The organism is Streptomyces albidochromogenes (assembly GCF_005981925.1).
In the GTDB taxonomy this organism is placed as follows: domain Bacteria; phylum Actinomycetota; class Actinomycetes; order Streptomycetales; family Streptomycetaceae; genus Streptomyces; species Streptomyces albidochromogenes.
Genome location: NZ_VBVX01000013.1, coordinates 1 through 26,533, shown reverse-complemented (window position 1 = coordinate 26,533; position 26,533 = coordinate 1). Strand labels below are relative to the sequence as shown.

Here is a 26,533-nt window from a genome sequence, read left to right as displayed (position 1 = left end):
CCGGGAGCGGCCCTGTCGGGCCCGGCGCCCTCAGGACCCGTAGAACAGCTCGTCGACGACGGCCCGCGCCCGCCGCGTCGTGCGCCGGTAGTCGTCGAGCATGTCCCCCACGTGACCGGCCTCGTACCCGAGGTACCGGGCGACGGCGCCCAGCTCCCGTCCGTCCGAGGGGAAGGTGTCGCCGGGCCTGCCCCGCACCAGCATCACCGCGTTGCGCACCCGCGTCGCCAGGACCCACGCCTCGTCCAGCACGTCCGCGTCGTCCGCCGCGATGAGGCCGGCCTCCCGGGCCGCCGCCAGCGCCTCGCGGGTCCGGGTGGTCCGCAGGCCCGGCACCCGCGCGCCGTGCCGCATCTGCGTCAGCTGGACCGTCCACTCGACGTCGCTGAGCCCGCCCCGGCCGAGCTTCGCGTGCAGCGTCGGGTCCGCGCCGCGCGGCAGCCGCTCGGACTCCATGCGCGCCTTGAGCCGCCGGATCTCGCGCACCGCGTCCTCGCCAAGCCCTCCCTCGGGATACCGCAGCGGATCGACCAGTTCGACGAACCGCCGGCCGAGGTCCGCGTCGCCCGCCATCGGATGGGCGCGCAGCAGCGCCTGGCTCTCCCAGACCAGCGACCACCGGCGGTAGTACGCCGCGTAGGAGGCGAGCGTACGGACCATCGGCCCGCTCTTGCCCTCCGGGCGCAGGTCCGCGTCGATCAGCAGGGGCGGGTCGGAAGTGGGCAGCTGGAGCAGCCGCCGCATCTCGGCGACGACCGTGTTCGCGGCCCGCGCCGCCTCCTGCTCGTCGGCGTCCTCCCGCGGCTCGTGGACGAACAGGACGTCCGCGTCGGACCCGTACCCCAGCTCGTGTCCGCCGAAGCGCCCCATCCCGATCACGGCGAACCGCGTCGGCAGCCGCTCCCCCCACTGCGCCCGCACCGCCGCCCGCAGCGCCCCGGCCAGCGTGGCGGCGTTCAGGTCGGTCAGGGCGTTGCCGACGCGGTCGACCAGGGCGCCCGGGTCCTGTTCGGCCGGGCTCTCCTCGGTTCCGTACGATCCGACCAGGTCGCCCGCGGCGGTACGGAACAGCTCCCGCCGCCGCACGCCGCGCGCCGCCACCACCGCCGCCTCCGCGCCGTCCGCGCGCCCGACCGCCGCCAGCACCTCCTGCTCCAGGTGCGCGCGGCCGCGCGGCTTCAGGCCCTCCGGGTCGCCGAGCAGCGCCACCGCCTCCGGGGCCCGCAGCAGCAGGTCGGGGGCGAGCCGCCCGGCCGACAGGACGCGCGCCAGGTTCTCCGCCGCCGCGCCCTCGTCCCGCAGCAGCCGCAGGTACCACGGCGTCTTGCCCAGCGCGTCGGACACCTTCCGGAACCCCAGCAGCCCGGCGTCCGGGTCGGCGGAGTCCGCGAACCAGCCCAGCAGCACGGGCAGCAGCGTCCGCTGGATCGCCGCCTTGCGCGTCACCCCGGACGACAGCGCCTCCAGGTGCCGCAGCGCCGAGGCGGGGTCGGCGTACCCCAGCGCTTCGAGGCGCTGCCCCGCCGCCTTGGGGCTGAGCCGGATCTCGCCGGGGGCGAGCTGCGCGACGGCGTCGAGGAGCGGCCGGTAGAAGATCTTCTCGTGCAGCCGGCGCACCACCGACGCGTGCCGCCGCCAGGCCCGGTTGAGCTCGGCGACCGGCTCCGTGCGCAGTCCGAGCGAGCGCCCGAGCCGCCGCAGACCGGCCTCGTCCTGCGGCACGAGGTGGGTGCGCCGCAGCCGGTACAGCTGGATGCGGTGCTCCATGGCGCGCAGGAAGCGGTACGCCTCGTCGAGCTGCACGGCGTCCGCCCGCCCGACGTACCCCCCGGCCGAGAGCGCCGCGAGCGCCCCCAGGGTGGAGCCCTGGTGCAGGGTCGCGTCGCTGCGCCCGTGCACGAGCTGGAGGAGCTGTACGGCGAACTCGACGTCCCGCAGCCCGCCGGGCCCCAGCTTCAGCTCGCGGTCGATCTGCGCGGCCGGGATGTTGTCGACGACGCGGCGGCGCATCTTCTGCACGTCGGGGACGAAGTTCTCGCGTTCGGCGGCCTGCCACACGAGGGGTGACACCGCCTCGACGTACGCCTCGCCCAGCGCCAGGTCCCCGGCGACCGCCCGCGCCTTGAGCAGGGCCTGGAACTCCCACGTCTTGGCCCACCGCTGGTAGTACGCGAGGTGGCTGGAGAGCGTCCGTACCAGCGGCCCGTTGCGGCCCTCGGGCCGCAGGTTCGCGTCGACCGGCCAGATCGTGCCCTCGATGTTCGTCTCGGAGCAGACGCGCATGAGGTGCGAGGCGAGGCGGGTCGCGGCGCGCAGGGCCTTGTCCTCGTCGGCGCCGCGCGGCCCCTCGGCCGCCTCCGCCACGAAGATCACGTCCACGTCGGAGACGTAGTTCAGCTCGTGCCCGCCGCACTTGCCCATCGCGACGACCGCGAGCCGGCACATCGCCGCGTCCTCGGGGGCGGCGGCGCGGGCGATGGCCAGCGCCGCCCGCAGGGTCGCCGTCGCCAGGTCGGCCAGCTCGGCGGCGGTCTGGGCGACGCCGGTCGTGCCGCACACGTCGCGCGCGGCGATCGACAGCAGGCAGCGCCGGTAGGCGACCCGCAGCGCCACTGGGTCGGTGGCGCCGGCGAGGCCCCGCTCGAAGTCGGCGACGCCGGGGTGCAGGTCCGCCGCCTCGTACGTGACCAGCGCGTGCCAGTCGCGCGGGTGCCGCGCCAGGTGGTCGCCGAGCGCCTCCGACGCGCCGAGTACGCCGAGCAGCCGGTCCCGCATGGGCTTGGCGGTGACGAGGGTGTCGAGCAGGACCCGCAGTTCGGCCGGGTCCTGGGCCTCCGCGAGCCGTACGAGACCGAGGAGCGCCAGGTCGGGGTCGGCGGTCGCGCCGAGCGCGTCGAGGAGCACCGGGTCGCCCCGCACGGCGGCCAGCTCGGGTGCGTCGAGGAGCCGCTCGGCGGCGGACGGATCGGTGAAACCGTGCCGCAGCAGCCTGCTGAAGGTACTGCTCCTGCGCCCCGGCGCCGACATTCTGCCTCCCGCTCCGGCCGTCCCACGGTCCGTACGACCGCCCGGTCAAGGTCCGGCTCACGAGCCTATCCGCAGGAGCCGCGGGACGGCCCGCGGCCCGGCGCGGCGACCGCCGGCGGGGGCGTGACCAGGGCCGCGAGGGAGCGGGGCTGTGACGGAGAAGGCCAGTGAGATCCGCAACATCACCGGTTCCGGGCGCCGGTGAACCGGGCGGCACGTGAAACCCTCTTCACTTCTGCTCCACAGTCTGCGCGATGATCAGCGCCGTCCTGGGCGCACCCCATCCCGTACCAGCACCACCGCACACCGAAAGCACGTTTCCTATGCCGCCCAGGGCCCTCAGTACGTTCCGCCTGCCGCGCCGCGCTCTGCCCAGCGTCGTCCTCGCGACGCTGCTGCTGACGGTGACGGGCATCCAGCTCGCCCGTCCCGCCGTGCCCCTCGCGGCCCCCGTGCCGAAGGCGGCCAGGACGGTGGCGGGCGACCCGGCGGACCGGGACGGGCGGGACGGCGGAGCCGGCCGGGCGGAGCCGGTGCGCGCCGCCGGTGAGTCCGTGATGCAGATCGTGTCCCACCCGGACGACGACCTGTTCTTCATGAACCCCGACCTCAGCCAGTCGGTACGCACCGGCCACAGCCTGACCTCGGTCTATCTGACGGCGGGCGAGGCGGACGGCGTGAACTCCTTCCGCGGCGGCGCGAACGAGGGCGTCCCGCTCCCCGCCCCCGACAAGGTGCGGTACGCCGAGGCCCGGCAGAACGGCATACGCGCCGCGTACGCCGAGATGGCCACCGGAGACCGTACGAGCCCCTGGCAGCGCTCGGCGATCCGTACCGACGGCGGCGGCTGGGCGGAGCTGGACACGCTCAGGGCACGCCCCGAGGTGAGCCTGGTCTGGGTGCAGCTGCACGAGGCGGGCGCGAGCGCGGCGGACCGGCCGCACAGCCTGCACGGGCTGTGGGACGGCCGGGTGCCGGCCCTGGAGTCGGAGCTGTCCGCCGACACCCCGGTCAAGGAGGACTTCGCGTACACCAGGGACGAGGTCGTCCGCACGATCACCGGCCTGCTGAAGCGCTTCCAGCCGACGCACGTGCGGATGCTCGACCCGACGAACGGCCGCGAGGCCACGGCGCACATGCTGCCCGACCACCAGGACCACATGTACGGGGCCCGGTTCGCCCAGCTGGCGCTCACCGAGTACGCCAGGAGCGGCGGCCACCCGCACTTCACCGTCCAGAACTACCTGGGCTACCTCAACGGCAGCCTCCCGCACGTGCTGGGCCCGGACGCCGTACGGGAGAAGCTGCACACGCTGAAGACGTACGCCTGGACCGACTACCCGGCGAACTACTGCGACGCGGAGGCCGGCTGCGGCGACCGCAAGGTGGCGGGGCGGCCCACGGGCCCCGGCTGGGTGTACGGCATACGTCACTCGCGCAACACCAGCACCTCCTGGCTGCAGAGCGGGGCGCGCGAGGGCGAGCTGTGGGCGTTCTCCGTACTGGACACCCGCCTCGCGGTCTGGCACCGCGCGCCGGGCGCGGGGGCCGACTCCCAGCCGGCCTGGACCGGTCCGGCGCTGCTCGGCGGCACCGGCCTGGACAGCGGCGTCACCTCGGCCAAGCTGCCCGACGGCCGCATCGCCCTCTTCGGCACCCGCACCGCGTTCGACGGACCGGCCGGCTACCGCCGGGACGTCGTCACCGCCGTGCAGAGCGCCGTGGGCGGGTCCTTCGGCCCCTGGCGGTCCCTGGGCATGCCGCACGCGGCGCACGCGCCGGGCTCGCTGGACATCAGCGCCCCGGCGGTGACGGTGGACCGCGAGGGCCGCGCGACGGTGTACCTGCGCGACGGCGGGCACGGCCTCAGCTCGCGCACGCAGCTGCCCGGCGGCGGCTGGGCGCCCTGGCAGGCGCTCGGTGGCCGGCAGGTGTTCGGCGACCCGACGGCCGCCGTCGACAGCGAGGGGCGCGGTTACGTCTTCGCCCAGACCCTCACCTCGACCGTCGTGTGGACCCAGGACGCCCCCGGCGCCCCGCTGCGCGGTCCGGTGCCCGCGGCCCTGCCCTCGACGCCGCTGCCGCCCACCGTCCGGGCGGACGGCGACGGCGTACGCCTGTACTTCCGCGAGCCCGGCTCCGGCGAGGTCCGCGCCGTCCGCTTCACCGCCGGTTCCTCCTCCGGCGCGGTCCCGGCGGCGGCCCCGGCCGGCGCGGTGGCCGACCTGGGGGGCCGGGCGGGCCACGGCGCGGTGAGCGCCGCGGACGGCCTGCTGGCGGCGCGGGACGGCTCGGGCCGCCTCGGCACGGCCGAACTCCCGGCGCCGGGGACCGGTGCCGCGCCCCGGTGGGCCCGGGGCGGCTTCCTCTTCGGCGGCGCTCCCGCGGCCACGACGGACGCGGCGGGCCACCCCTCCGTCGCGGCGGTGGCGCTCGACGGCCGCCTGCACTGGAGCGACGGCGGGGCCGCCGCCTGGCAGCCGGTCGGCCCGGCGCCGGTCACGACGAGGCCCGCTCCGCCCGTCCGCTGAGTTTCGCTTCCGCGCGCGGTCTGTCTTCCTGAGAGGTGAGGAAGGAAGACGGACCGCGAACGGGAGGCAGGCGCCATGGACGAGCAGAGCGACAAGGACACCCCGCAACCGCGCACGGACCTGGACAGCCGCTACAGCGAGCAGAACGCGAGCGCCACCCCGTGGTCCGAGGCGGTGCCGCGCCTGGAATCGGCCGAGCTGTTCTGGCTGACGACCGTACGCCCGGACGGCCGCCCCCACGTCACCCCGCTGCTGGCCGTCTGGCAGGACGACGCCCTGTACTTCTGCACGGGCCCGGCTGAGCGCAAGGCGAAGAACCTCGCGGGCAACCCGCACGTCGTCCTCACCACGGGCGCCAACACCCTGCACGAGGGCTTCGACCTCGTGGTCGAGGGCAGGGCGGTACGGGAGAGCGACGAGCCGCGGCTGCGGCGCCTGGCGGCGGCGTACGAGGCGAAGTACGGCCCCGAGTGGCACTTCGACGTGCGGGACGGGGCGTTCCACGGCGAGGGCGACCGGGCGGTGGTGTTCCGCGTGGCGCCCGTCGCGGCGTTCGGCTTCGGCAAGGACGTCTACAGCCAGACCCGCTGGCTGTTCGGCTGACGGCTTCCCGCCGGACCGGGCCACCGGGCCGGCGGGTCAGGGGCCCCGGCACCGACGCAGCCGGTACGAGGCGGCCGTCCCCGCGCCGGACGGCCCGGAGACGGCCCGGGGCAGGCAGAGACGCCGACCCGCGGCTACAGCACCGGCAGGTTCTTGCGGAGCTCGAAGGCGGTGACCTCCGAGCGGTACTCCTCCCACTCCTGCTTCTTGTTGCGCAGGAAGAAGTCGAAGACGTGCTCGCCCAGCGTCTCGGCGACCAGTTCGCTGCGTTCCATCAGGGCGATCGCCTCGCCGAGGTTCTGCGGCAGGGGCTCGATGCCCATCGCGCGGCGCTCGGCGTCGGACAGGGCCCAGACGTCGTCGTCGGCGCCCGGCGGGAGCTCGTAGCCCTCCTCGATGCCCTTGAGGCCGGCGGCGAGCAGGACGGCGTACGTCAGGTACGGGTTCGCGCCGGAGTCGATCGAGCGGACCTCGACGCGCGCCGAGCCGGTCTTGCCCGGCTTGTACATGGGGACGCGGATCAGCGCGGAGCGGTTGTTGTGGCCCCAGCAGATGTACGAGGGCGCCTCGCCGCCGGAGCCGGCCGTGCGGGTGGAGCCGCCCCAGATGCGCTTGTAGGAGTTCACCCACTGGTTGGTGACGGCGGAGATCTCCGCGGCGTGCTTGAGGAGGCCCGCGATGAAGGACCGGCCGACCTTGGAGAGCTGGTACTCGGAGCCCGACTCGTAGAAGGCGTTGCGGTCGCCCTCGAAGAGGGAGAGGTGGGTGTGCATGCCGGAGCCGGGGTACTCCGAGAACGGCTTCGGCATGAAGGTGGCCTGGACGCCCTGCTCCAGCGCGACCTGCTTCATGACCAGGCGGAACGTCATGATGTTGTCGGCCGTCGAGAGCGCGTCGGCGTACCGCAGGTCGATCTCCTGCTGGCCGGGGGCGCCCTCGTGGTGGCTGAACTCGACCGAGATGCCCATGGACTCCAGCATGGTGATCGCCTGGCGGCGGAAGTCCATGCCGACGTTCTGCGGGGTGTGGTCGAAGTAGCCCGAGTTGTCGGCCGGGGTGGGCCGGGTGCCGTCGAGCGGCTTGTTCTTCAGCAGGAAGAACTCGATCTCGGGGTGGGTGTAGAAGGTGAAGCCCAGGTCCGAGGTCTTGGCGAGGATGCGCTTCAGTACGTACCGGGGGTCCGCGAAGGACGGCGAGCCGTCCGGCATCAGGATGTCGCAGAACATCCGGGCCGTGCCCGGGGCCTCGGCCCGCCACGGCAGGATCTGGAAGGTGCTCGGGTCCGGCTTGGCGATCATGTCCGACTCGTACACGCGGGCGAAGCCCTCGATCGCGGAGCCGTCGAAGCCGATGCCCTCGTCGAACGCCTGCTCAAGCTCGGCCGGGGCCACCGCGACCGACTTCAGGAAGCCGAGCACGTCGGTGAACCACAGGCGCACGAACCGGATGTCGCGCTCCTCGAGCGTACGGAGCACGAATTCCTGCTGCTTATCCATCTGGTCTTCCTACCCATCCTTGCCGGTCAAGCCGCCTGCTCCCACGCCTCGGACGCACGTCGGGGCACCCGAGCATCCCACCACACGGTTACCAACACGTTGCGGCCCCCGTGGCCGACATCGGGCGCCGTACGGGTGAACGCCCGTGTCCGCCCGTCCGCCGCTGTCTCCCATACTGCCCACGGCGCGCCCGGACGGACCCGTGTTCGGGCGCCGGCGGGGGAAAATCTGCCACGGCCGGAGCAGACATGCCACACTCGTAGTGTCCGCCCCGCGCGCTACAGAAGATGGTGCAAGTGACCGCTCAGACCCATCGGACCTCCAAGGCCGACCGCTTCGACGACGACGACTTCCCCGCGTACACCATGGGCCGGGCCGCCGAGATGATCGGTACGACCCCCGCCTTCCTGCGGGCCATCGGCGAAGCACGGCTGATCACCCCGTTGCGTTCGGAGGGCGGCCACCGCCGCTACTCCCGTTACCAGCTGCGCGTGGCCGCCCGCGCCCGCGAACTGGTCGACCAGGGCACCCCCATCGACGCCGCCTGCCGCATCGTGATCCTCGAGGACCAGCTGGAAGACGCCCTGCGCATCAACGAGCAACTGCGCGAGCAAAATACCTAGTGCGGCAGCTATAGAATTTAAAGCGGCGGGCGTGGAGGGTTTATAGCGCCACGGCAGATGTGACGAAAGACCTCTGGCGAGTCCGCCGCACCGTGCTACTGTTGATCTCAGTTGCAGTTGTGGTTCCCAAACTTCAAGTGCTCCCGCGACACACCGTTGCGGGCGCACTTTCGTATTTCCGGTGCTTTGTTCCGGACGGGGCAATCATCGCGGCAACGCGACTCGGATTCCGCACAGGGCGGTCTCCGGCACTGCTCCAAAGGAGAATGACATGGCTTCTGGCACCGTGAAGTGGTTCAACGCTGAAAAGGGCTTCGGCTTCATCGAGCAGGAGGGTGGCGGCGCCGACGTCTTCGCCCACTACTCCAACATCGCCACCCAGGGCTTCCGTGAGCTCCAGGAAGGCCAGAAGGTGACCTTCGACGTCACGCAGGGCCAGAAGGGCCCGCAGGCCGAGAACATCGTTCCCGCCTGACGCTGACGCGTACCACACGGTCGGGGCCCGCACCTGAGGGTGCGGGCCCCGTCTCGTTGCTTTGAATCGTTGCCCCGACTCGGCCGCCCCTATCGCGCGGCCGACTCCTGAGCGGCCGGCCACGATTCTCGTCGCCCCGCCCCGTCCGCGCTTTCTTCTGTGCGGACTGCAGCCACTTCGAAGCTCCCGGCACAAAGGAATTCAAACCTTTCCACCGGCTTCATTTCGGCTTTTTAATTATCGGCTCGTTCTTGCGATTCCTTGCAACGGTCACCCGCGTGGTCACCGCTGCCCGGGATTCCTCGATACGTGCCCATCGAGGAGGGTTCACATGAACCGCGCAGCACGTTCCACCGACCGTGAACGATTCGCCCGTACCCGCGCCGGCGGCAACCACGCCGGTCGCAGCAGCGACCGCGGCGAGCATTTCCGCCCCGCCGCCCCCAGCCGCTCGGCCGGCTACTCCGGCCGGTCCTCCCAGCGCCGCTCGTCCGGACCGCAGGGCGAGTTCGCCCTGCCGGTCGGCACCTCGCCGGCGCTGCCGGCGGTCGAGGCGTTCGACCAGCTCGACATGCCCGCGGCGCTGCTCGCGGCGCTCACCGCGCAGGGCGTGACCGTGCCGTTCCCGATCCAGGCCGCCACCCTGCCGAACACGCTGACCGGGCGCGACGTCCTGGGCCGCGGCCGCACCGGCTCCGGCAAGACGCTCGCCTTCGGGCTCGCGCTGCTGGCCAGGACGGCCGGCCGGCGCGCCGAGCCGCGCCAGCCGCTGGCGCTGGTGCTCGTACCCACCCGTGAGCTCGCGCAGCAGGTGACCGACGCCCTGACGCCGTACGCCCGCGCCGTGCGGCTGCGGCTGGCCACGGTCGTCGGCGGCATGTCGATCGGCCGCCAGGCCGGCGCGCTGCGCACCGGGGCCGAGGTCGTCGTAGCGACCCCGGGCCGGCTCAAGGACCTCATCGACCGTCGTGACTGCCGCCTGGACCAGGTGAAGATCACGGTGCTGGACGAGGCCGACCAGATGACCGACATGGGCTTCATGCCGCAGGTCACCGAGCTGCTCCAGCAGGTCGCGCCCGAGGGCCAGACGATGCTGTTCTCGGCCACCCTGGACCGCAATGTCGACAAGCTGGTGCGCAACTACCTGACCGACCCGGTGGTCCACTCGGTCGACGCCGCTCAGGGCGCGGTGACGACGATGGAGCACCACCTGCTGCACGTCCACCCCGCCGACAAGCAGGCCACGGCCACCGAGATCGCCGCCCGCGACGGCAAGGTGATCATGTTCCTGGACACCAAGCACGCGGTGGACCGGCTGACCCGGGACCTGCTGGCCAGCGGTGTACGGGCGGCCGCGCTGCACGGCGGGAAGTCGCAGCCGCAGCGGACCCGCACGCTCGACCAGTTCAAGAGCGGGCATGTGACCGTGCTGGTGGCGACCAACGTCGCGGCGCGCGGCATCCACGTCGACAACCTCGACCTGGTCGTCAACGTCGACCCGCCGACCGACCACAAGGACTACCTGCACCGCGGCGGCCGTACCGCCCGCGCGGGCGAGTCCGGCAGCGTCGTCACGCTGGTGCAGCCCAACCAGCGCCGTGAGATGTCCCGCCTGATGCAGGCCGCGGGCATCACCCCGCAGACCGCGCAGGTCCGCTCGGGCGACGCCGAGCTGAGCCGGATCACCGGCGCGCAGGCGCCGTCCGGCGTGCCCGTCGTCATCTCCTCGCCGGTCCGCGAGCGCCCGGCCCGCAGCGCGTCCTCGCAGCGCGGGCGCCGCAGCGCTCCGGCGCAGGCGCGCCGCCGGTCCTACGGCGGCAGCGGCACGGGCAGCGCGGCGGGCCGGAGCAGTGGCGGCGCGGCGTAAGCACGGCAGAACGGCGTAAGCACGGCAGGAACGCGTGACAGTGCGGGCAGGGAGTGGCTTCGGTCAGTTCCTGCCCGCACTGGCGTGCCGGGCCCAGGCCGGCAGGACGAACCAGCACAGGACGAACCACAGCACCAGACCGCCGACCAGCCACAGCGCGGTGGTGTCGTACAGGACCGCGCGCAGGATCAGCAGCAGCGCGGACGCCATCGTGCACAGCAGCAGCACCAGGCCGACAACGGTGAGGCGGGACGCCCACCTGACCGTCTGCGGTTTGATCCGGCGGCCGGTGACCAGCCGGTGCAGCGACACGGGGCCGACGAGCGCGCCCACCGTCGCCGCGCCGAGCACGACCGTGACGACGTAGATGTCCTTGTCGGTCGGGGACAGCTCGGTGAAACGGGGCTGGAAGACGACGGTCAGCAGGAAACCGAAGAGGATCTGTACGCCGGTCTGGGCGACCCGCAGTTCCTGCAGCAGCTCCGCCCAGAGCCGGTCCGCCCGCTCGTCCTCGGTCTCGTGACGGCCCCGGCGGAGGGTGCCCGGCTGCCCGTGCGCCGCGTCCTGCGCGCCGGACCCGCCGACCGCGCCGGACCCGCCGACCGCGCCGGACCCGCCGGACCCCCCGGCACCGCCCGACCCGCCGGTCATGGTGAGGTCCCGGGCCCGCTCTCCAGTCGCAGCTGGAGCTCCCTCTCCTGGTCGCCGGAGGCCGAGCCCTCCTCCTGTACGGCGAACGCCACCTCCAGCTGCTCGCGCACCTGGTCCACCGCGCGGTAGCCGCCCTGGAGGGTGACGCTGACGGGGGCCGTCAGGCGCGCGGGGGCGGCCTGCTCGCGGATGCCGTGCACGTCGTACGTCGCGCTCCAGACCATGGGGCGGCCGTCGACGCCGTTGTGCAGTTCCTCGTCGACCTCGCGGTCGGACGCGAAGGCGGTGCACAGCGCGCCGAAGACGGCGTTGGCGTCCTCCTTCGAGCTGCCCGTCAGTTCCACCAGGACCTGCGTTCCGGAGTGTTCCGTGCTGTTCACTGTGAGGCTTCTTTCTCTCGTCGTCGCCGATCCCCAGGCTCGCCCGCCGGGATCGCGAGCGCGACCGGAGACAGCGAGCAGCGGGTACCCGCTCCCCCGGCCGTAATGCCACCGGTCCGGCCGCCCGTGACGGTCCGTGTGCCGCCGCACCCGGGGGGTACGCGGGTCAGGGGGGCCTCCCGGCCCGTCGCGGACCCTGGCGCCGGACCTCGGCGCCACGGACATTGGGGAGAGCACATGACGGTCGCGAAACAGAGCGTTCTTGTCCTGGACTGCGCGGAACCCGAGGTGCTGGCGGAGTTCTACGCCGGGCTGCTGGACGGGGAGGCCCGGACGGGGACCAACCCGGACTTCGTCGAGATCGTGGGCCATCAGGGCGTCATCATGGCCATCCGCCGCGACCACGGGTACGCGCCGCCCAGCTGGCCGCGTCCGGAGGACTCGCAACAGGCCCATCTGCGGATCCTGGTGGAGCGCGGCGACATGGACGAGGCGGAGCGCGAGGCGGTGAGCCTCGGCGCGCGGCCCGTGGACACCAAGGACAACAGCGGACCGCGCGACGAACGCGTGTACTCCGACCCGGCCGGGCACTCCTTCACCCTGGCCCACCGGTTCGCTCCGCGCTGACGCGGCCGGGCGGCGGTGCCCGTGACCGGGCCCGCCGGCCCGGTTCAGAGCTCGCGCAGGGCCGGCAGCAGCGCCTTCTGCGCCCAGTCGATGAACGGCCGCTGGTGCTCGCCCCCGATCTGCACGAGCGCCACCTCGGTGAAGCCCGCCTCGGCGTACGGCCGCACCGCCTCGACGAAGGTCTCGACGTCCGCGCCGCACGGGATGGACTCGGCGACGTCCTCGGGGCGCACGTACGTGGTGGCCCCGGCGAAGCCGGCCGGTCCCGGCAGCTCGGAGTTGACCTTCCAGCCGCCGCCGAACCAGCGGAACTGCTCGTGCGCCCGCTTCACCGCCGCGTCCCGGTCGGGGTCGTAGCAGACGGGCAGCTGGCCGACGCGCGGCTTTCCGGTGCCGCCGTTGCGGTCGAAGGCGTCCAGGAGTTCGCGCGCGGGCTCGGTGGCGACGACCAGGTCGGCGAGGCGGCCGGCGAGCGCACAGGACCGTTCGCCGGAGACGGCGATGCCGATCGGCGGGAGCGGGTCGGGCAGGTCCCAGAGCTTGGCGTTCTCGACGTCGTAGTGGGTGCTGTGGTGGCTGACGTAACCGCCGGCGAACAGCGCGCGGATGATCTCCACGGCCTCTTCCAGCATCTCCAGGCGGACGTGGGCGGCGGGCCAGCCGCCGCCGACGACGTGCTCGTTGAGGTTCTCGCCGGAGCCGAGGCCGAGCCGGAACCGGCCCTCGGCCAGCAGCTGCACGGTCGCCGCCTTCTGGGCGACGACGGCCGGGTGGTAGCGGACCGTCGGGCAGGTCACGTACGTCATGAGGGGGATGCGTGAGGTGGCCTGGGCCGCGGCGCCGAGGACGCTCCACGCGTAGGGGGCGTGCCCCTGCTCGGCCAGCCACGGGAAGTAGTGGTCCGAGGTCACGGAGAAGTCGAAGCCGGCCCGCTCGGCGGCGACGACGTGGTCGACCAGATCTCGGGGCCCAGCCTGCTCGGTCATCATCGTGTATCCGATTTGCACCATGAACGACGGGTTGCCGCTCGCCCGGCCGCAAAACATCCGCCCCACGGGCCGCGACGGGATGCGACCCGTATGGCCAACGGGGCCTCGCGGCGCACTACGATTTCCGCCCATGAGGGGACGGCGGCGATCCCGCACCGGGCGCACCAGGCGCATGGGACGTCCCATGGCGCTGCTGAGCGCCGTGGCGACGCTCCTCGCCGCGCTCTTCGTGTGCCTGGGCATGAGTCCGGAGTCCCGGGAGCACCACAGGTCCGGCGGCGGGAGCGTGGCCGCCGCCGTGACGGCCGTCCCGCCCGCGCCGGACAAGCCCGCGTACGTCTGCCCGTACGACTCCTCGCACTGCGGCGTCCTCCCGCACCTGTCCCCCGCCGTGCTGACGGTGCCTCCGCCGGCCGCGCCGGTGACCGACGAGCCGCTGTACCGCGCACGGCCGGCCGCCGCCGGTCCGGCGCGCGGCTGTGGGGCGCCCGCGCGGGCGCCGGGACGCCATGTCCTTCAGGTGATGCGGACGTAGCCGGGCCGCCCGCGCCCGGGACCTTCCGTATCCCTACCCACATTCAGCAGGCGAAGGACTTGAAACCATGGCTTCCAACAAGACCGCCAACGCGTCACGCAAGGCCCGAATAGAAGAGATGCGCCGCGCCGAGCAGGCCCGCGAGCGCAGAACCCGCTTCCTCGTGATCGGCCTCAGCACGGCCGTCGTGGCGGGTCTGGTCGGATTCGGCTCGTACGTCCTCCTCAAGGAGTCGGAGGAGAAGGAGCAGAAGGCCGCCCAGGCCAAGGCGCCGGTGAAGGAGGAGAAGTCCTGGGACGCGAAGAAGCTGGGGCGCGACCACGTCACCAAGGCCGTCTCCTACCCGATGAAGCCGCCGGTGGGCGGTGACCACTCGCAGGTCTGGATGAACTGCGAGGGAGACGTCTACAAGAAGGCGATTCCCGAGGTCAACGCGGTGCACTCGCTGGAGCACGGCGCCGTGTGGGTGACGTACAACGACAAGGCGTCCGACGGTGACGTCAAGAAGCTCGCCGAGAAGGTCGGCAAGACCCCCTACTCGCTGATGAGCCCGGTCGAGGACCAGGCGGGCGCTCTCATGCTCAGCGCGTGGGGCAAGCAGGTGACCGTGGACAGCGCCACGGACCCGCGCGTCGACCAGTTCTTCACGAAGTACGTGCAGGGGCCGCAGACGCCCGAGCCCGGCGCGGCGTGCACAGGTGGAATGGCTCAGTGATGACGCGTACGTACTGGGCCGCCGTCTGCGCCGTCGTACTCGCGCTGCTGTTCGCCGCGGGGGCCGTCACGGTCGCCGCGGGCAACGGCAACGAGCGTCACGGCGGGGCGGCCTCGGCGGCTTCCCGTACGCCCGGTGAGGACTCCGCGGACGCGGGGTTCGCTCGGGACATGTCGGTGCACCACCAGCAGGCGGTGGAGATGTCGTTCATCGTGCGCGACCGCACGAAGGACGAGGACGTGCGCAGGCTCGCGTACGACATCGCCAACACCCAGGCGAACCAGCGGGGCATGATGCTCGGCTGGCTCGACCTGTGGGAGCTGCCGAAGACCTCCCCGGACGAGCCGATGGCCTGGATGGCCGGCGCCGGCACGGACGGGGGCGGACACGGCGGGCACGGTACGCACGGTGCGGGTGGGGCCCACGAGGCGCGGGACGGGGCGCTGATGCCCGGCATGGCGACCCGGGCCGACCTGGCGAAGCTGCGCGAGGCGGACGGCGAGCAGGCGGAGATCCTGTACCTGAAGCTGATGACCGCCCACCACAAGGGCGGCGTCACGATGGCCCGGGGCTGCGCCGACCGGTGCGAAGTCGGTGCGCAGCGGTCCCTGGCGCGGGGCATGGTCGACGCCCAGGCGTCGGAGATCGCGCTGATGGCCGACCTGCTCAAAGAACGGGGCGCGTCCCTCCGCCCGTGACCGGGCCCGGCCCTCCGGCCGCCAGGACCGCCCGGGCCACCGCGTCCGGGCGGTCCAGCATGACCAGGTGGCCGGAGGGCTCGGCGATGTCGAAGCGGGCGCCGAGGGTGCTCGCGAGGCCGCGCTGACGTTCGAGCCAGCGCAGCCCGCCGCGGCTGCCTCGGCCGTCGTACGCCGCCAGGACCGTGACCGGGAGGTCGTCGGGCAGCGGGTGGTGCTCGCGCAGGGCGAGGAGCCCGGCGGCGACGGCGCGGTAGTGCGTGTTCTCCCGGAGCGCTCCGCGCAGGACGCGGGAGGTGCGGTAGCAGCGGCGTACGAGCGGGGCGGGGGCCGGGTCGCCCCGGCCGCCGGCCGCGTCCGCCCGGCCCGCCCGGACGCCCGCGCGGCGGGCGAGCGGCCCGAGCGCCGCCGGGAGACCGGCGGCGCGGAGCGCCGTGCCGAGCACCCGTGTCGCGGCGGTGCGCAGGCCGGGGGCGGCGGGCACGCGCGCGTGCTCCTCGACGCTGGAGTCGACGAGCACGAGGGAAGCCGTCCGGGCCGGGTACAGCCGGGCGAACGCCTCCGCGTGGAACCCGGCGAGGGAGTGCCCCACCACGGTGACGGGTGCGGCACTCGGCGGCAGGGCGTCGAGGAGCGCGGCGACACGGTGCGCCTCGCCCTCGGCGGTGGGCGGCGCGGCGGCCGGGGCGGGGGCGCTCAGGCCGTGGCCGGGGCGGTCGAACCGTACGACGGTGCGAAAGGGCGCGAGCAGCGGTACGACCGGGTCCCAGTCGAACCAGCTCATGCCGAGCCCGGCGCTGAGCACGCACACCGGGCCGGCGCCCTCCACGACCACGTGGTGCGCCGCGCCGCCGATGCGGAGGAAACGTCCGGTCGAGGTCACGCGTACACCTTCTCGCGTGCCACCGACCACGCGAGTACGACGAGCCACAGGGCCGCGGTCAGCACCTGGAGCCGCTGCCCTGCCCCCAGCAGCCAGGTGCCGTGGCCGGCCTCGAAGGCGGCGATCGAGGCCAGCGTCCAGGCGGTGGCCGCCACTTCGGCCGCCGCGAGGACCGGTCCGAAACGGGCCAGGGACGAGGGGCGGCCGTGGCAGCGGGCCGCGACGGTGAGCGCGACGACGCCGACGACCGCCGCGGTCGAGGCGACGCTGCTGCTCCAGGTGTGAGCCGCGTGGGTGAACGGGACGAGACCGGCCGCCTCGCGGGCCGCGCACGCCGCGTCCGCGGTCGTCGCGCAGCTCATCGGCAGCCGGGAGTCGGCCGCGGTGGCGGCGCCGAAGAGGGCGAGGGCCGCCCAGCCGGTGGCGTCCCACCGGCCGCGCGGCCGGTACCCGGCGAGGGCCACGAGCGCGCCGGCGAGGATCAGGAGGCCCGCGACGAGGTCGGTGGAGCGGAAGAGGCCGCCGAACGGCTGGTCGGAGGCGGCCAGTTCGCTGACGTACGTGCGCAGGGGATCGAGGCCGGTCGCGAGGACGGCTTCGAGCACCCAGGCGCTGTACGCGGCGGCGCCGAGCACGAGGAGGACGGCGGCGGGCCGCGTACGGCGGAGAAACGCGTTCGGCATAGTGGGATGAACGCTACTTCGGAAAGTCGTACGGGCGGCGCGACGGTGGCCGGACGGCGCCCCCGGGGTCCGGGCGCCGGCCCCGCGGCCGGGCCGGCGGGGCGGACGAGCCGCGCTGTTAGTCTCACCGAACTCCCGTTCGCCATGCCCGAAGGACCCCGATGAGCCAGCCCGCCCCGCCGCCCGCCGACCCGTGGGGACCGCCGCCGGCCGGGTACCCGGCGCCGTACCCGCAGATGCGGCCGCGCAACGGCATGGGTGTCACGGCCCTCGTGCTCGGCATCACCGGTGTCGTCCTCGGCCTCGCGGTGTTCCTGTTCTGGATGTCCTGGCTGCCCGCGCTGCTGGCGCTGGTCTTCGGCATCGTCGGCCTCGGTCAGGTCCGCCGGGGCACGGCGACGAACAGGGGCATGGCGGGCACCGGGCTGGTCCTCGGCGTCGCCGGTCTCCTGCTCGCGGTCGGCGGCGGGGTGTTCACCGTCTCGAAGGCCACGGAGTTCATCGACGGCGTGCGGGAGGAGGCCGAGACCGCCCGGGCGTCCGCGGAGGCGTCCGCCTCGGCCGAGGCGTCGGCCTCAGCCGCCGCGGAGGCGGCCCGGCACCTGGCCTTCGGTGAGACGTACACCTACGAGAACGGCTTGAGGATCACGGTCTCGGCGCCGCGCCCGTACGTCCCGGACGACTACGCCCTCGGCCACCCGAAGGGCAACAAGGCGCTCCAGGTGACGGTGACCGCCGTCAACGGCGGCGCGCAGCCGGTCGACTTCAAGACCGGGCTGCCGGGCGTCCGGGACGCCGACGAGGCCGACGCGGAGCTGCTGATCGACGGCAGCGGCCGCCAGAAGGTCCTCAGCGGCAACCTGCTGCCCGGGAAGCGGTCCGTCGGCAGGTACGCCTACTCCCTGCCGCCCGACGCGGCGGACCGGATACGGGTGGAGTTCAGCCCGGACGTGATGGAGTACGAGGACACCTTCTGGACCGGCCCGGTCGAGTGAGCCGTACCGTCCGGCGCCCGGTCCGGGCGGAACTCCCCCGTCTCCCAGGACATCGCGTCAGTCAGACGATTAGACTGGGCGGGTGCCTCAACTACGCCTCGCTCTGAATCAGATCGACTCGACCGTCGGTGATCTGGCCGGCAACGCCGCGTCGATCGTCCACTGGACCCGGCACGCCGCCGGCCAGGGCGCCCACCTGGTGGCGTTCCCCGAGATGGCGCTCACCGGCTACCCCGTCGAGGACCTCGCGCTGCGGTCGTCGTTCGTCGAGGCCTCGCGCGACGCCGTGCGCGCGCTGGCGGCGCGCCTCGCCGACGAGGGCCTCGGCGAGGTCCCGGTCGTCGTCGGCTACCTCGACCGCTGCGAGAAGACCCAGCCGCGCTACGGACAGCCCGCCGGCTCCCCGCAGGACGCCGCCGCCGTCCTGCACCGGGGCGAGGTGGTGCTGTCCTTCGCCAAGCATCACCTGCCGAACTACGGCGTCTTCGACGAGTTCCGCTACTTCGTGCCGGGTGACTCGATGCCCGTCGTCCGGGTGCACGGCGTCGACGTCGCCCTCGCCATCTGCGAGGACCTGTGGCAGGACGGCGGCCGCGTGCCCGCCGCCCGGTCCGCCGGGGCGGGTCTGCTGGTGTCCCTCAACGCGTCGCCGTACGAGGTCCACAAGGACGACAGCAGGCTCGAACTGGTGCGCAAGCGCGCCCAGGAGGCGGGCTGCACGACGGCGTACGTCGCGATGACCGGCGGCCAGGACGAGCTCGTCTACGACGGCGACTCGATCGTCTGCGACAGGAACGGCGAAGTCCTCGCCCGGGCACCGCAGTTCTCGGAGGGCAGCATGCTGCTCGACCTGGACCTGCCGGCGGCGCAGCCGGCCGGCCGGGCGCCGGCCGGTGTCGTCGACGACGGGCTGCACATCGACCGGGTGATCCTCTCCGAGGAGCCTCTGCCGGCGTACGAGCCCGAGCTGACGGGCGGTTACGCCGAGCGCCTGGAGGACGAGGAGGAGGTGTACTCCGCGCTGGTCGTGGGCCTGCGCGCGTACGCCGCCAAGAACGGTTTCGGCACGGCCCTGGTCGGACTCTCCGGAGGCATCGACTCGGCGCTCGTGGCGGCCATCGCGTGCGACGCGCTGGGGGCGCGGAACGTGTACGGCGTGTCCATGCCGTCGAAGTACTCCTCGGACCATTCCAGGGACGACGCGGCGGAGCTGGCCCGGCGCACCGGGCTGAACCACCGGACCGTCGCGATCGAGCCGATGTTCGACGCGTACATGGACGCGCTCTCACTCACCGGCCTGGCCGAGGAGAACCTGCAGTCGCGGCTGCGCGGCACGACGCTGATGGCCCTATCCAACCAGGAGGGCCACATGGTGCTCGCGCCGGGCAACAAGTCCGAGCTGGCGGTGGGCTATTCGACGCTGTACGGCGACTCGGTGGGGGCGTACGGGCCGATCAAGGACGTCTACAAGACGTGGGTCTTCGCGCTCGCGCGGTGGCGGAACAAGGCCGCCCAGGAGCGCGGCCAGACCCCGCCGATCCCGGAGAACTCCATCTCCAAGCCGCCGAGCGCGGAGCTGCGGCCGGGGCAGGTGGACACCGACTCGCTGCCGGACTACGAGGTTCTGGACCGGATCCTGGAGTTGTACGTCGACCGGGACCAGGGCATGGAGGCGATCGTGGCCGCCGGTTTCGACCGGGCGCTGGTCGCGAAGACGCTGCGGATGGTGGACACGGCGGAGTACAAGCGCCGGCAGTACCCGCCGGGTACGAAGATCTCCGCGAAGGGCTTCGGCAAGGACCGCCGGCTGCCGATCACGAACCGGTGGCGCGAGATCGTCTGAGACGGATGGGGCCGGGTCGCCCGGGTCCGACGGCCGCCGGGCGATCGGGCTCGTCGCGATCCGGCGGCGGGGCGACGCGGCGACCGGCCCGTCAGGACACCGGGTCGCGGGCCGGTTCGCTGGGCGCCGCGGCGGAGGCGACCACGCGGGAGCGGGACTCCGGCGTGGTGCGGTCGAGCAGGCCCGCCGTGACCGCGATGGCGAGACCCGCCACCGCCAGCACCGCCCCGACCAGCGTCGGGCTCATCCAGCCCCAGCCGGCCGCGATCGCCATGCCGCCGAGCCAGGCCCCGCCCGCGTTCGCGAGGTTGAACGCGGAGTGGTTGGAGGCCGACGCCAGGGTCGGCGCGTCCTTGGCCTTGTTCATGACCAGCATCTGGAGCGGTGTCGTGGTCATGAAGCCGACCGCGCCGAGCACCACCACGGTGACCAGCGCCGCCCACCGCACGTGCGCCGTGTGGTCGAAGGCCAGCAGCACCAGCGCGAGCGCGCCCAGTGAGCCGTAGAGCGTGGGGCGCAGGGCCCGGTCGGTCAGGGGGCCCGCCGCCAGCGCGCCCAGGGTCATGCCGATGCCGAAGAGCGCGAGGACGACGGTCACCGAGGACTCGCCGAAGCCCATGACCTCGGTCGTCATCGAGGCCAGGTAGGAGTACACCGCGAAGACGCCGGCGAAGCCGAAGACGGCGGTGAGCAGGCCGAGCAGGACCTGACGGCTGCCGAGGGCGCGCAGTTCGCGGCGTACGCTCTGGCGCCCGTCCAGCGGGAGGTGCGGCACCAGACGGGCCAGGGCCGCCATCGCGACCAGTCCGATGGCCGCCACCACCAGGAACGTCGCCCGCCAGCCGAGGTGCTGGCCGAGCAGCGTGGCCGCCGGCACGCCGACGATGTTGGCGACCGTGAGGCCGAGGAACATCGTCGCGACGGCCCGCGCCTGCCGCCCGTCCGCGACCAGCCGGGCCGCGACCACCGCGCCGACGCCGAAGAAGGCCCCGTGCGGCAGCCCGGCGAGCACCCTCCCCGCCACCAGCCAGCCGAATCCGGGGGCCAGGGCGGAGGCCAGGTTGCCGATCGTGAAGAGGGCCATGAGCAGGAGCAGCATGCGCCTTCGCGGAACGCGGGAGCCGAGCGCGGTGAGCAGCGGGGCGCCGACGACCACGCCGATCGCGTACGCCGACACGAGGTACCCGGCGGTGGGCACCGAGGTCCCCAGGTCGTCCGCGACATTGGGCAGCAGGCCCATCATGACGAACTCGGTGGTGCCGATGCCGAAGGCGCTGACGGCGAGGGCGAGCAGGGCTACGGGCCGGGGCGGCCTGGGCATGGAGGGACCTTTTCAGTGGCTGGGGGCGCGAGCGAGTACGTTCCCGTACTGAACAAAGTCTCTCAGGTGGAATGTTCCGCGGTGTGAACGCGGGGTTGCGGGCGGGCGTGCCCGGTGTCAGATCTCGACCCGGGCCGCGATCGGCAGGTGGTCGCTGCCCGTCTCCGGCAGCGCCCACGACGACACCGGTGTGATCCCCTTCACCATGATCTGGTCGATCCGCGCCATGGGGAACGACGCCGGCCAGCTGAAGCCGAAGCCGTCGCCCGCGGCGCCCTGCGTGGACCGCATCTGCGAGGTCACGGCGTTCAGGGCGCGGTCGTTCATGGTGCCGTTGAGGTCGCCGAGGAGGACGACCTTGCCCACGGGCTCGCGGGCGATCGCCTCACCCAGCGCGTCGGCGCTGTCGTCGCGCTGCCCGGCGGTGAAACCGGCGTTGACCTTGACCCGTACCGAGGGCAGGTGGGCGACGTACACGGCCACGTCGCCGGCCGGGGTGGCGACCGTGGAGCGCATCGCGCGCGTCCAGCCCATCTTGATGTCGACGGGCCCGGTGCCGGTCATGGGGTACTTGCTCCACAGGCCGACCGTGCCCTGCACCGAGTGGTACTTGTAGGTGCCGGACAGGGCGTCCTCGTACGACGGGACCTCGCTGGCCTTCAGCTCCTGGAGCGCCACCACGTCCGCGCCCGAATCGGCGAGCTCGCGGGCCGTTCCCCGCGGGTCGGTGTTGTCGGCCTTCACGTTGTGGGTGGCGACCGTGAGATTGCCGCCGGGGCCCGCCTTGTCGGTGAGCAGGCCGCCGAAGAGATTCAGCCAGACCACGGCCGGCAGCAGCAGGGCGAGGAGGGCGGTCGCCGAGCGGCGCACGAGAGCGGCGGCCAGCAGCAGCGGGACGCCGAGGCCGAGCCAGGGGAGGAAGGTCTCCGTGAGGCTGCCGAGGTTGCCGATCGTGTTGGGGATCTGCGCGTGGAAGACCATCAGGCAGGTGAGCAGCACCGCGCACAGCGCGAGGAGGATGCCGCGCCGCCAGATGCCCCGGTCGTGGCGGAGGCTGCCGAGGCGGCGCAGGAGGCGAGATCCGGGACGCTCAGGTCCTGAGCTGCCGTTCCCCGTGTCCGTCATGTACGCCTGCGCCATTCCGCTGCCCTCACTGACTGCCTTGCCCTGCACACCGCCCGCTCCCCGTCTGACCCTAGGGGATGGGCGCCGTCTTTCCGGGCCGCCGTGACACGACGGCCGTACTGCCACCAGGACGACACGGCGGCGCGGGGGGTTCCGGTTCGGGCGCGTCGGAGGAACGCTGTGACGAAACGCGCACAAACCAGCCAGTGCGTGCGGACCGCCACACGGCCCCACTTCCCGTGGGCGCCACCGGGATGCCACCATGGACGTGGTCCGGGGACGCCGTCAGGGCGCCTCGAGATTTCGAAGGAGCCGTTGGTCATGACGCTTCAGGCTGCCCGCACGACATCCGCCGACAGCAGCAAGGCGCTGTACGGCGGCAAGGGCACTCGCCGCATCACCGTCCACGACATCGCCGCCGCCAAGGAGCGCGGTGAGAAGTGGCCCATGCTCACCGCGTACGACGCGATGACCGCCTCCGTCTTCGACGAGGCCGGCATCCCGGTCATCCTCGTCGGCGACTCCATGGGCAACTGCCACCTCGGCTACGAGACCACCGTGCCCGTCACGATGGACGAGATGACCCTGCTGTCCGCCGCTGTCGTACGGGGCACCAGGCGCGCCCTGGTCGTCGGCGACCTGCCCTTCGGCTCGTACCAGGAGGGCCCGGTGCAGGCCCTGCGCAACGCGACCCGGCTGATCAAGGACGCCGGGGTGGGCGCGGTGAAGCTGGAGGGCGGCGAGCGCTCGCACGCCCAGACCGAACTGCTGGTGAAGGCCGGCATCCCGGTCATGTCGCACCTCGGTCTGACCCCGCAGTCCGTGAACACCATGGGATACCGGGTCCAGGGCCGCAGTGACGAGGCGGCGCACCAGCTGGTGCGGGACGCGAAGGCCGCGCAGGACGCCGGCGCCTTCGCGGTCGTGCTGGAACTCGTACCGGCCGAGCTTGCCGCCGAGGTGACGCGCTCGCTGCACATCCCGACCATCGGCATCGGCGCCGGGCCGGACACGGACGCGCAGGTCCTGGTCTGGACCGACATGGCGGGCCTCACCGGCGGCAAGGTGCCGCGCTTCACCAAGCAGTACGCGAACCTGCGGCAGACCCTCGGGGACGCGGCGAAGGCGTTCGCCGGCGACGTCGTCGGCGGAACGTTCCCGCAGGAGGAGCACACCTTCCACTAGGACTCACCGAGCCACTGCCGCACCACAGACAGCCCGCCGACATCCCCCATCGGCGGGCTGTCGGCGTGTGCGGCTCGTCGGCGCTGCCGGTGCCGGCCGGCCGGCTGTCGGCGGGCTGTCGGCAGGCTGTCAGCGCGTTGTCAGTGGCGGCTGCTCTCATAGCGGCATGACGCGATTCGACAAGAGCCCCACAGGCGGCGCGGCCAACGCCGTCGAGGTAAGGGGACTGGTCAAGCACTACGGCGAGACCAAGGCACTGGACGGCGTGGACCTGGACGTCCGGGAAGGCACCGTGCTCGGTGTCCTCGGACCCAACGGCGCCGGCAAGACCACCCTCGTACGCTGCCTGTCCACCCTGGTCCAGCCGGACGCCGGCACGGCCGTGGTGGCCGGGTACGACGTGGTGCGGCAGCCCCGGCAGCTCCGCCGCACCATAGGCCTGACCGGCCAGTACGCCTCGGTCGACGAGAAGCTCGCCGGCTGGGAGAACCTCTACATGATCGGGCGGCTGCTCGATCTGTCCCGCAAGGACGCGCGCCGGCGCGCCGACGAGCTGCTGGAGCGGTTCTCGCTCACCGAGGCCGCGAAGAAGCCGGTGATGCAGTACTCCGGCGGCATGCGGCGGCGCCTGGACCTGGCGGCGTCGATGATCGGGCAGCCCGCCGTGCTCTACCTGGACGAGCCGACGACCGGACTCGACCCCCGCACCCGCAACGAGGTGTGGGAGGAGGTGAAGCGGATGGTCGGCGAGGGGGTCACCGTCCTGCTCACCACCCAGTACATGGAGGAGGCCGAGCAGCTCGCGAGCGAGCTGACGGTCATCGACCGCGGCCGCGTCATCGCGGGCGGCAAGGTCGACGAGCTCAAGGCGAAGGTCGGGGGCCGCACCCTTGAGGTCCGCCCGACCGACCCGGCGCTGCTGCCCGACATGGCGCGGGCGCTGGAGGAGGCGGGGCTCGACGGCATCGCGGGCTCGAAGGTCGACGCGGGCGAGGGCCTGCTGTACGTACCGATCCTCAGCGACGAGCAACTGACCGCGGTGGTCGGTCTGCTGGGCGCGCGCGGCTTCGGCATCGCGCACATCGGGACCCATCTGCCCAGCCTGGACGAGGTGTTCCTGGCCATCACGGGCGAGAAGACGAGCGACGCGGCGGCCGGGTCCACCGCGTCCGGCGAATCCACGGCGCCCACCGCGCCCACCGCGCCCGTCGCGGACGACAAGCACGAGGAGGTCGCGGCATGAGCGCGGCGACAGTGACCCCACCGGCGCCGGCGCCCACCGCCGTGAAGGCGCGCGAGGGCGAGGGCCGGATCGGCCTGCGCGCCAATCTGCGGCACATCGGCGCGCTCGCCCGGCGCAACAGCCTGCAGATCAAGCAGGATCCGCAGTCGATGTTCGACGTGCTGCTGATGCCGATCGTCTTCACCCTGCTCTTCGTCTTCGTCTTCGGCGGCGCGGTCGCGGGCAACGGCAGGCAGGACGAGTACGTCAGCTACCTGGTTCCCGGCCTGATGGCGATGATGGGGCTGAACGTGTCCATGGCCGTCGGCACCGGCATCAACGAGGACTTCCAGAAGGGGGTGATGGACCGGTTCCGCACCATGCCGATCGCCCGGTCCTCCGTCCTCGTGGCGAAGATCGTCGTCGAGGTCGGCCGGATGATGGTCGCCTTCGCGATCCTGCTGGCCGTGGGCTTCATCCTGGGCATGTCCGTCGAGACGTCGCCGCTGCACGTGCTGGGGGCCGTCGGGCTCTCGCTCCTGTTCGGCGCCTCCCTGATGTGGATCTTCATCCTGATCGGCCTGTCCGTGAAGACGGCCCAGGCCGTGCAGGGCATGGCGATGCTCGTGCTGATGCCGCTCCAGTTCGGTTCCTCGATCTTCACCCCGCCGTCGACGATGCCGGGCTGGCTGCGGACCTTCACCGACTACAACCCGCTGTCGAGCCTCGCGGACGCGGCGCGCGGGCTGTTCATCGGCGGGCCGATCGCCCGCGACGTGTGGATGGTCGTGGGGTGGGCCGTGGCCATCACGGTGGTGACCGCGCCGCTCGCCATCTCGAAGTTCCGCAAGAAGACCTGACGTTCGCGCGCCGGCCGCGTCAGCGGTCGACGAGGGCGGCGGCCTGCTCCAGTGTGAGGCCGCCGCCCTCGGCGTACGCCGCCTCGTACGCGGCGTCGCCCAGCTCGGCGCGGGCCGCCGCCTCGGCGTCCGCCACCGCCTCCCGCTCCTGGGTGGTGGCGAAGTGGCGGGGCGGCAGCAGCGCCCCGTAGGCGCCGAGGAGCCTCGCGGCGTCCCGGGCCGGCTCGGGGCCGCCGAGGCCCGCCAGGGCGCGGGCCGCCGTCATCAGGTGGACGGCGGGCATCTGCGGGGCGACCAGCCGCGCCAGCGGCTCGCGGGCGCGCACCAGGGCGTGGCGGACCCGGCCGAGCGCCTCGTCGTACCGGCCGTCGAGGTTGTCCATCCAGGCGAGGAGGCCGATGACGAAGCCCTCGAAGATGGCGAGGTTCGAGTGGTTGAAGGCGCGGCGCATCGCGTCCAGGTGCTCCCGCCCCTCGTCGGTGCGCCCGGTGCGGGCGAGCCACATCGCGAGGAACATGCGGGCGGGAGGCTCCGACTCGTGCCCCCGCTCGACCTTCGCGAGGATGTCGCGCAGCATCACCTCGGCCTCGTCGCCGTCGCCCGTCTCCACCAGGACGCCCGCGAGCCGGGCCCGCAGCAGCGACACCTGGGTCTGCGCGCCGAGCAGGTCCGCGAGGCCGATCGCGGCCCGGTAGTCCCCGGCCGCGAGGGTGAACTGGCCCCTGCGCTCGCGCGACTCGGCGCGCGCGGCGAGGGCCTCGGCCTCGCCCCACACGTCGCCGAGCCGGGTGAAGATCTCCAGGCTCTCGTCGGCGTCGCGGCTCGCGTCGCCCGCCCAGTCGCCGCGGTTGGCCAGGAGGTTGGCCCGCAGCTGGAGTGCCATGGCCAGCTCCCAGACGTAGCCGAACTCACGGCAGGCGTCGACCGTCTTGTTGGCCACCTCGTAGAGCTGCCCCGGGCTGCCGGTCAGCATGACGGCGAAGATCCAGAGCGTCCCCGGCACCCGGCACGTCTGCGGCAGGCCGGGCCGGTAGACCTCGGTGACCGTGCGCAGCCACGCCGTCGCCTCGTCGGTGGTCCACTGGTCGAGCTCGTGGTTCATGCTCGCCAGATGGATGAGCCAGGCGGGGCGCCTGGCTCATCCCTCTCGCGAGCATGAACCACGAGCTCGACCCGCGGACCACCGACGAGCCGACGGC

The 26,533-nt window shown here is 73.0% G+C and carries 24 protein-coding genes; 14 read left to right on the top strand and 10 right to left on the bottom strand.

The window, feature by feature from the left end; all coding sequences use genetic code 11:
* Positions 1-30 precede the first annotated feature (30 nt).
* Complete coding sequence (locus tag E2E34_RS03435; RefSeq protein ID WP_138900399.1) at positions 31-3,027, bottom strand: bifunctional [glutamine synthetase] adenylyltransferase/[glutamine synthetase]-adenylyl-L-tyrosine phosphorylase; 2,997 nt, start codon at positions 3,025-3,027, stop codon at positions 31-33.
* Between the two features lie 323 nt (positions 3,028-3,350).
* On the opposite strand from E2E34_RS03435, the gene E2E34_RS03430 reads away from it, so the two are divergent.
* Both E2E34_RS03430 and E2E34_RS03425 read left to right on the top strand, forming a co-directional pair.
* A complete protein-coding gene (locus E2E34_RS03430) occupies positions 3,351-5,558 on the top strand; it encodes a PIG-L family deacetylase (protein WP_138900398.1) in 2,208 nt (735 codons plus the stop codon).
* 75 nt (positions 5,559-5,633) lie between these two features.
* On the top strand, positions 5,634-6,161 hold the full coding sequence (locus E2E34_RS03425) for a pyridoxamine 5'-phosphate oxidase family protein (RefSeq protein WP_138900397.1): 528 nt from the start codon (positions 5,634-5,636) through the stop codon (positions 6,159-6,161).
* A 134-nt stretch (positions 6,162-6,295) separates the two neighbouring features.
* Here the strand turns inward: E2E34_RS03425 and glnA2 are convergent, their stop codons facing one another.
* Positions 6,296-7,657 (bottom strand): gamma-glutamylpolyamine synthetase GlnA2, encoded by a 1,362-nt coding sequence (glnA2, locus tag E2E34_RS03420; RefSeq protein ID WP_138900396.1) that lies wholly within the window; start codon positions 7,655-7,657, stop codon positions 6,296-6,298.
* A gap of 296 nt (positions 7,658-7,953) precedes the next feature.
* Between glnA2 and E2E34_RS03415 the strand changes: the two genes are divergently transcribed.
* The 3 genes from E2E34_RS03415 to E2E34_RS03405 all read left to right on the top strand — a co-directional run bounded on the left by E2E34_RS03415 (position 7,954) and on the right by E2E34_RS03405 (position 10,622).
* Positions 7,954-8,280, top strand: a complete 327-nt coding sequence (locus E2E34_RS03415; protein WP_425573398.1) for a MerR family transcriptional regulator — start codon at positions 7,954-7,956, stop codon at positions 8,278-8,280.
* Between the two features lie 271 nt (positions 8,281-8,551).
* Complete coding sequence (locus E2E34_RS03410; protein ID WP_028811307.1) at positions 8,552-8,755, top strand: cold-shock protein; 204 nt, start codon at positions 8,552-8,554, stop codon at positions 8,753-8,755.
* A 331-nt stretch (positions 8,756-9,086) separates the two neighbouring features.
* A complete protein-coding gene (locus tag E2E34_RS03405) occupies positions 9,087-10,622 on the top strand; it encodes a DEAD/DEAH box helicase (RefSeq protein WP_138900394.1) in 1,536 nt (511 codons plus the stop codon).
* A 63-nt stretch (positions 10,623-10,685) separates the two neighbouring features.
* Here the strand turns inward: E2E34_RS03405 and E2E34_RS03400 are convergent, their stop codons facing one another.
* Together E2E34_RS03400 and E2E34_RS03395 are read right to left on the bottom strand one after the other, a co-directional pair.
* Entirely contained in the window at positions 10,686-11,273 is a 588-nt protein-coding gene (locus E2E34_RS03400; RefSeq protein ID WP_244315489.1) for a DUF6328 family protein, read from the bottom strand.
* Positions 11,270-11,653 carry a hypothetical protein gene (locus E2E34_RS03395; RefSeq protein ID WP_138900393.1) on the bottom strand — a complete coding sequence of 128 codons (384 nt, stop codon included), beginning with the start codon at positions 11,651-11,653 and terminating at the stop codon, positions 11,270-11,272. The genes E2E34_RS03400 and E2E34_RS03395 overlap by 4 nt, the downstream gene beginning before the upstream one ends.
* A 237-nt stretch (positions 11,654-11,890) precedes the next feature.
* On the opposite strand from E2E34_RS03395, the gene E2E34_RS03390 reads away from it, so the two are divergent.
* Positions 11,891-12,280 carry a VOC family protein gene (locus E2E34_RS03390; RefSeq protein WP_138900392.1) on the top strand — a complete coding sequence of 130 codons (390 nt, stop codon included), beginning with the start codon at positions 11,891-11,893 and terminating at the stop codon, positions 12,278-12,280.
* A gap of 44 nt (positions 12,281-12,324) precedes the next feature.
* On the opposite strand, the gene E2E34_RS03385 is transcribed toward E2E34_RS03390, so the two are convergent.
* Positions 12,325-13,290 (bottom strand): LLM class F420-dependent oxidoreductase, encoded by a 966-nt coding sequence (locus E2E34_RS03385; protein WP_138900391.1) that lies wholly within the window; start codon positions 13,288-13,290, stop codon positions 12,325-12,327.
* Positions 13,291-13,441: 151 nt separating this feature from the next.
* Between E2E34_RS03385 and E2E34_RS03380 the strand changes: the two genes are divergently transcribed.
* The 3 genes from E2E34_RS03380 to E2E34_RS03370 all read left to right on the top strand — a co-directional run bounded on the left by E2E34_RS03380 (position 13,442) and on the right by E2E34_RS03370 (position 15,217).
* On the top strand, positions 13,442-13,804 hold the full coding sequence (locus E2E34_RS03380) for a hypothetical protein (protein WP_138900390.1): 363 nt from the start codon (positions 13,442-13,444) through the stop codon (positions 13,802-13,804).
* A 67-nt stretch (positions 13,805-13,871) separates the two neighbouring features.
* Positions 13,872-14,519 carry a thioredoxin-like domain-containing protein gene (locus tag E2E34_RS03375; protein WP_138900389.1) on the top strand — a complete coding sequence of 216 codons (648 nt, stop codon included), beginning with the start codon at positions 13,872-13,874 and terminating at the stop codon, positions 14,517-14,519.
* Positions 14,519-15,217, top strand: coding sequence for a DUF305 domain-containing protein (locus E2E34_RS03370; RefSeq protein WP_138900388.1), 699 nt, complete (start codon positions 14,519-14,521; stop codon positions 15,215-15,217). Before E2E34_RS03375 ends, E2E34_RS03370 begins: the two co-directional genes overlap by 1 nt.
* On the opposite strand, the gene E2E34_RS03365 is transcribed toward E2E34_RS03370, so the two are convergent.
* On the bottom strand, positions 15,186-16,100 hold the full coding sequence (locus tag E2E34_RS03365) for an alpha/beta fold hydrolase (protein ID WP_244315488.1): 915 nt from the start codon (positions 16,098-16,100) through the stop codon (positions 15,186-15,188). The genes E2E34_RS03370 and E2E34_RS03365 overlap by 32 nt on opposite strands.
* Complete coding sequence (locus E2E34_RS03360) at positions 16,097-16,783, bottom strand: DUF998 domain-containing protein (protein ID WP_138900387.1); 687 nt, start codon at positions 16,781-16,783, stop codon at positions 16,097-16,099. The genes E2E34_RS03365 and E2E34_RS03360 overlap by 4 nt, the downstream gene beginning before the upstream one ends.
* A 161-nt stretch (positions 16,784-16,944) precedes the next feature.
* Between E2E34_RS03360 and E2E34_RS03355 the strand changes: the two genes are divergently transcribed.
* Together E2E34_RS03355 and E2E34_RS03350 are read left to right on the top strand one after the other, a co-directional pair.
* Positions 16,945-17,778, top strand: a complete 834-nt coding sequence (locus E2E34_RS03355; RefSeq protein ID WP_244315487.1) for a DUF4190 domain-containing protein — start codon at positions 16,945-16,947, stop codon at positions 17,776-17,778.
* Positions 17,779-17,860: 82 nt separating this feature from the next.
* On the top strand, positions 17,861-19,621 hold the full coding sequence (locus E2E34_RS03350; protein WP_208765132.1) for an NAD+ synthase: 1,761 nt from the start codon (positions 17,861-17,863) through the stop codon (positions 19,619-19,621).
* Positions 19,622-19,712: 91 nt separating this feature from the next.
* On the opposite strand, the gene E2E34_RS03345 is transcribed toward E2E34_RS03350, so the two are convergent.
* The gene (locus E2E34_RS03345) at positions 19,713-20,942 is read right to left on the bottom strand and encodes an MFS transporter (protein ID WP_138900386.1); all 1,230 of its coding nucleotides are present in this window, start codon (positions 20,940-20,942) and stop codon (positions 19,713-19,715) included.
* Between the two features lie 117 nt (positions 20,943-21,059).
* Complete coding sequence (locus E2E34_RS03340; protein ID WP_138900406.1) at positions 21,060-22,082, bottom strand: endonuclease/exonuclease/phosphatase family protein; 1,023 nt, start codon at positions 22,080-22,082, stop codon at positions 21,060-21,062.
* Positions 22,083-22,388: 306 nt separating this feature from the next.
* Between E2E34_RS03340 and panB the strand changes: the two genes are divergently transcribed.
* The 3 genes from panB (at position 22,389) to E2E34_RS03325 (ending at position 25,334) form a co-directional block, all read left to right on the top strand.
* Entirely contained in the window at positions 22,389-23,252 is an 864-nt protein-coding gene (gene panB / locus E2E34_RS03335; protein ID WP_138900385.1) for a 3-methyl-2-oxobutanoate hydroxymethyltransferase, read from the top strand.
* Positions 23,253-23,418: 166 nt separating this feature from the next.
* Complete coding sequence (locus E2E34_RS03330; protein WP_138900384.1) at positions 23,419-24,495, top strand: ATP-binding cassette domain-containing protein; 1,077 nt, start codon at positions 23,419-23,421, stop codon at positions 24,493-24,495.
* Complete coding sequence (locus tag E2E34_RS03325) at positions 24,492-25,334, top strand: ABC transporter permease (protein WP_138900383.1); 843 nt, start codon at positions 24,492-24,494, stop codon at positions 25,332-25,334. The genes E2E34_RS03330 and E2E34_RS03325 overlap by 4 nt, the downstream gene beginning before the upstream one ends.
* 19 nt (positions 25,335-25,353) lie before the next feature.
* Here E2E34_RS03325 and E2E34_RS03320 read toward each other — a convergent pair whose 3' ends face one another.
* Complete coding sequence (locus E2E34_RS03320) at positions 25,354-26,436, bottom strand: hypothetical protein (protein ID WP_138900382.1); 1,083 nt, start codon at positions 26,434-26,436, stop codon at positions 25,354-25,356.
* Positions 26,437-26,533: the final 97 nt, after the last annotated feature.

Bases quoted from the DNA above. Each gene is read 5' to 3' on its own strand.
- E2E34_RS03380 (WP_138900390.1), top strand. From the start codon at position 13,442: ATGGGACGTCCCATGGCGCTGCTGAGCGCCGTGGCGACGCTCCTCGCC.
- E2E34_RS03385 (WP_138900391.1), bottom strand. From the start codon at position 13,290: ATGGTGCAAATCGGATACACGATGATGACCGAGCAGGCTGGGCCCCGA.
- E2E34_RS03410 (WP_028811307.1), top strand. From the start codon at position 8,552: ATGGCTTCTGGCACCGTGAAGTGGTTCAACGCTGAAAAGGGCTTCGGC.
- E2E34_RS03375 (WP_138900389.1), top strand. From the start codon at position 13,872: ATGGCTTCCAACAAGACCGCCAACGCGTCACGCAAGGCCCGAATAGAA.
- E2E34_RS03425 (WP_138900397.1), top strand. From the start codon at position 5,634: ATGGACGAGCAGAGCGACAAGGACACCCCGCAACCGCGCACGGACCTG.
- E2E34_RS03360 (WP_138900387.1), bottom strand. From the start codon at position 16,783: ATGCCGAACGCGTTTCTCCGCCGTACGCGGCCCGCCGCCGTCCTCCTC.
- glnA2 (WP_138900396.1), bottom strand. From the start codon at position 7,657: ATGGATAAGCAGCAGGAATTCGTGCTCCGTACGCTCGAGGAGCGCGAC.
- panB (WP_138900385.1), top strand. From the start codon at position 22,389: ATGACGCTTCAGGCTGCCCGCACGACATCCGCCGACAGCAGCAAGGCG.
- E2E34_RS03400 (WP_244315489.1), bottom strand. From the start codon at position 11,273: ATGACCGGCGGGTCGGGCGGTGCCGGGGGGTCCGGCGGGTCCGGCGCG.
- E2E34_RS03390 (WP_138900392.1), top strand. From the start codon at position 11,891: ATGACGGTCGCGAAACAGAGCGTTCTTGTCCTGGACTGCGCGGAACCC.
- E2E34_RS03330 (WP_138900384.1), top strand. From the start codon at position 23,419: ATGACGCGATTCGACAAGAGCCCCACAGGCGGCGCGGCCAACGCCGTC.
- E2E34_RS03325 (WP_138900383.1), top strand. From the start codon at position 24,492: ATGAGCGCGGCGACAGTGACCCCACCGGCGCCGGCGCCCACCGCCGTG.
- E2E34_RS03430 (WP_138900398.1), top strand. From the start codon at position 3,351: ATGCCGCCCAGGGCCCTCAGTACGTTCCGCCTGCCGCGCCGCGCTCTG.
- E2E34_RS03405 (WP_138900394.1), top strand. From the start codon at position 9,087: ATGAACCGCGCAGCACGTTCCACCGACCGTGAACGATTCGCCCGTACC.
- E2E34_RS03355 (WP_244315487.1), top strand. From the start codon at position 16,945: ATGAGCCAGCCCGCCCCGCCGCCCGCCGACCCGTGGGGACCGCCGCCG.
- E2E34_RS03370 (WP_138900388.1), top strand. From the start codon at position 14,519: ATGACGCGTACGTACTGGGCCGCCGTCTGCGCCGTCGTACTCGCGCTG.
- E2E34_RS03340 (WP_138900406.1), bottom strand. From the start codon at position 22,082: ATGGCGCAGGCGTACATGACGGACACGGGGAACGGCAGCTCAGGACCT.
- E2E34_RS03345 (WP_138900386.1), bottom strand. From the start codon at position 20,942: ATGCCCAGGCCGCCCCGGCCCGTAGCCCTGCTCGCCCTCGCCGTCAGC.
- E2E34_RS03435 (WP_138900399.1), bottom strand. From the start codon at position 3,027: ATGTCGGCGCCGGGGCGCAGGAGCAGTACCTTCAGCAGGCTGCTGCGG.
- E2E34_RS03320 (WP_138900382.1), bottom strand. From the start codon at position 26,436: ATGAACCACGAGCTCGACCAGTGGACCACCGACGAGGCGACGGCGTGG.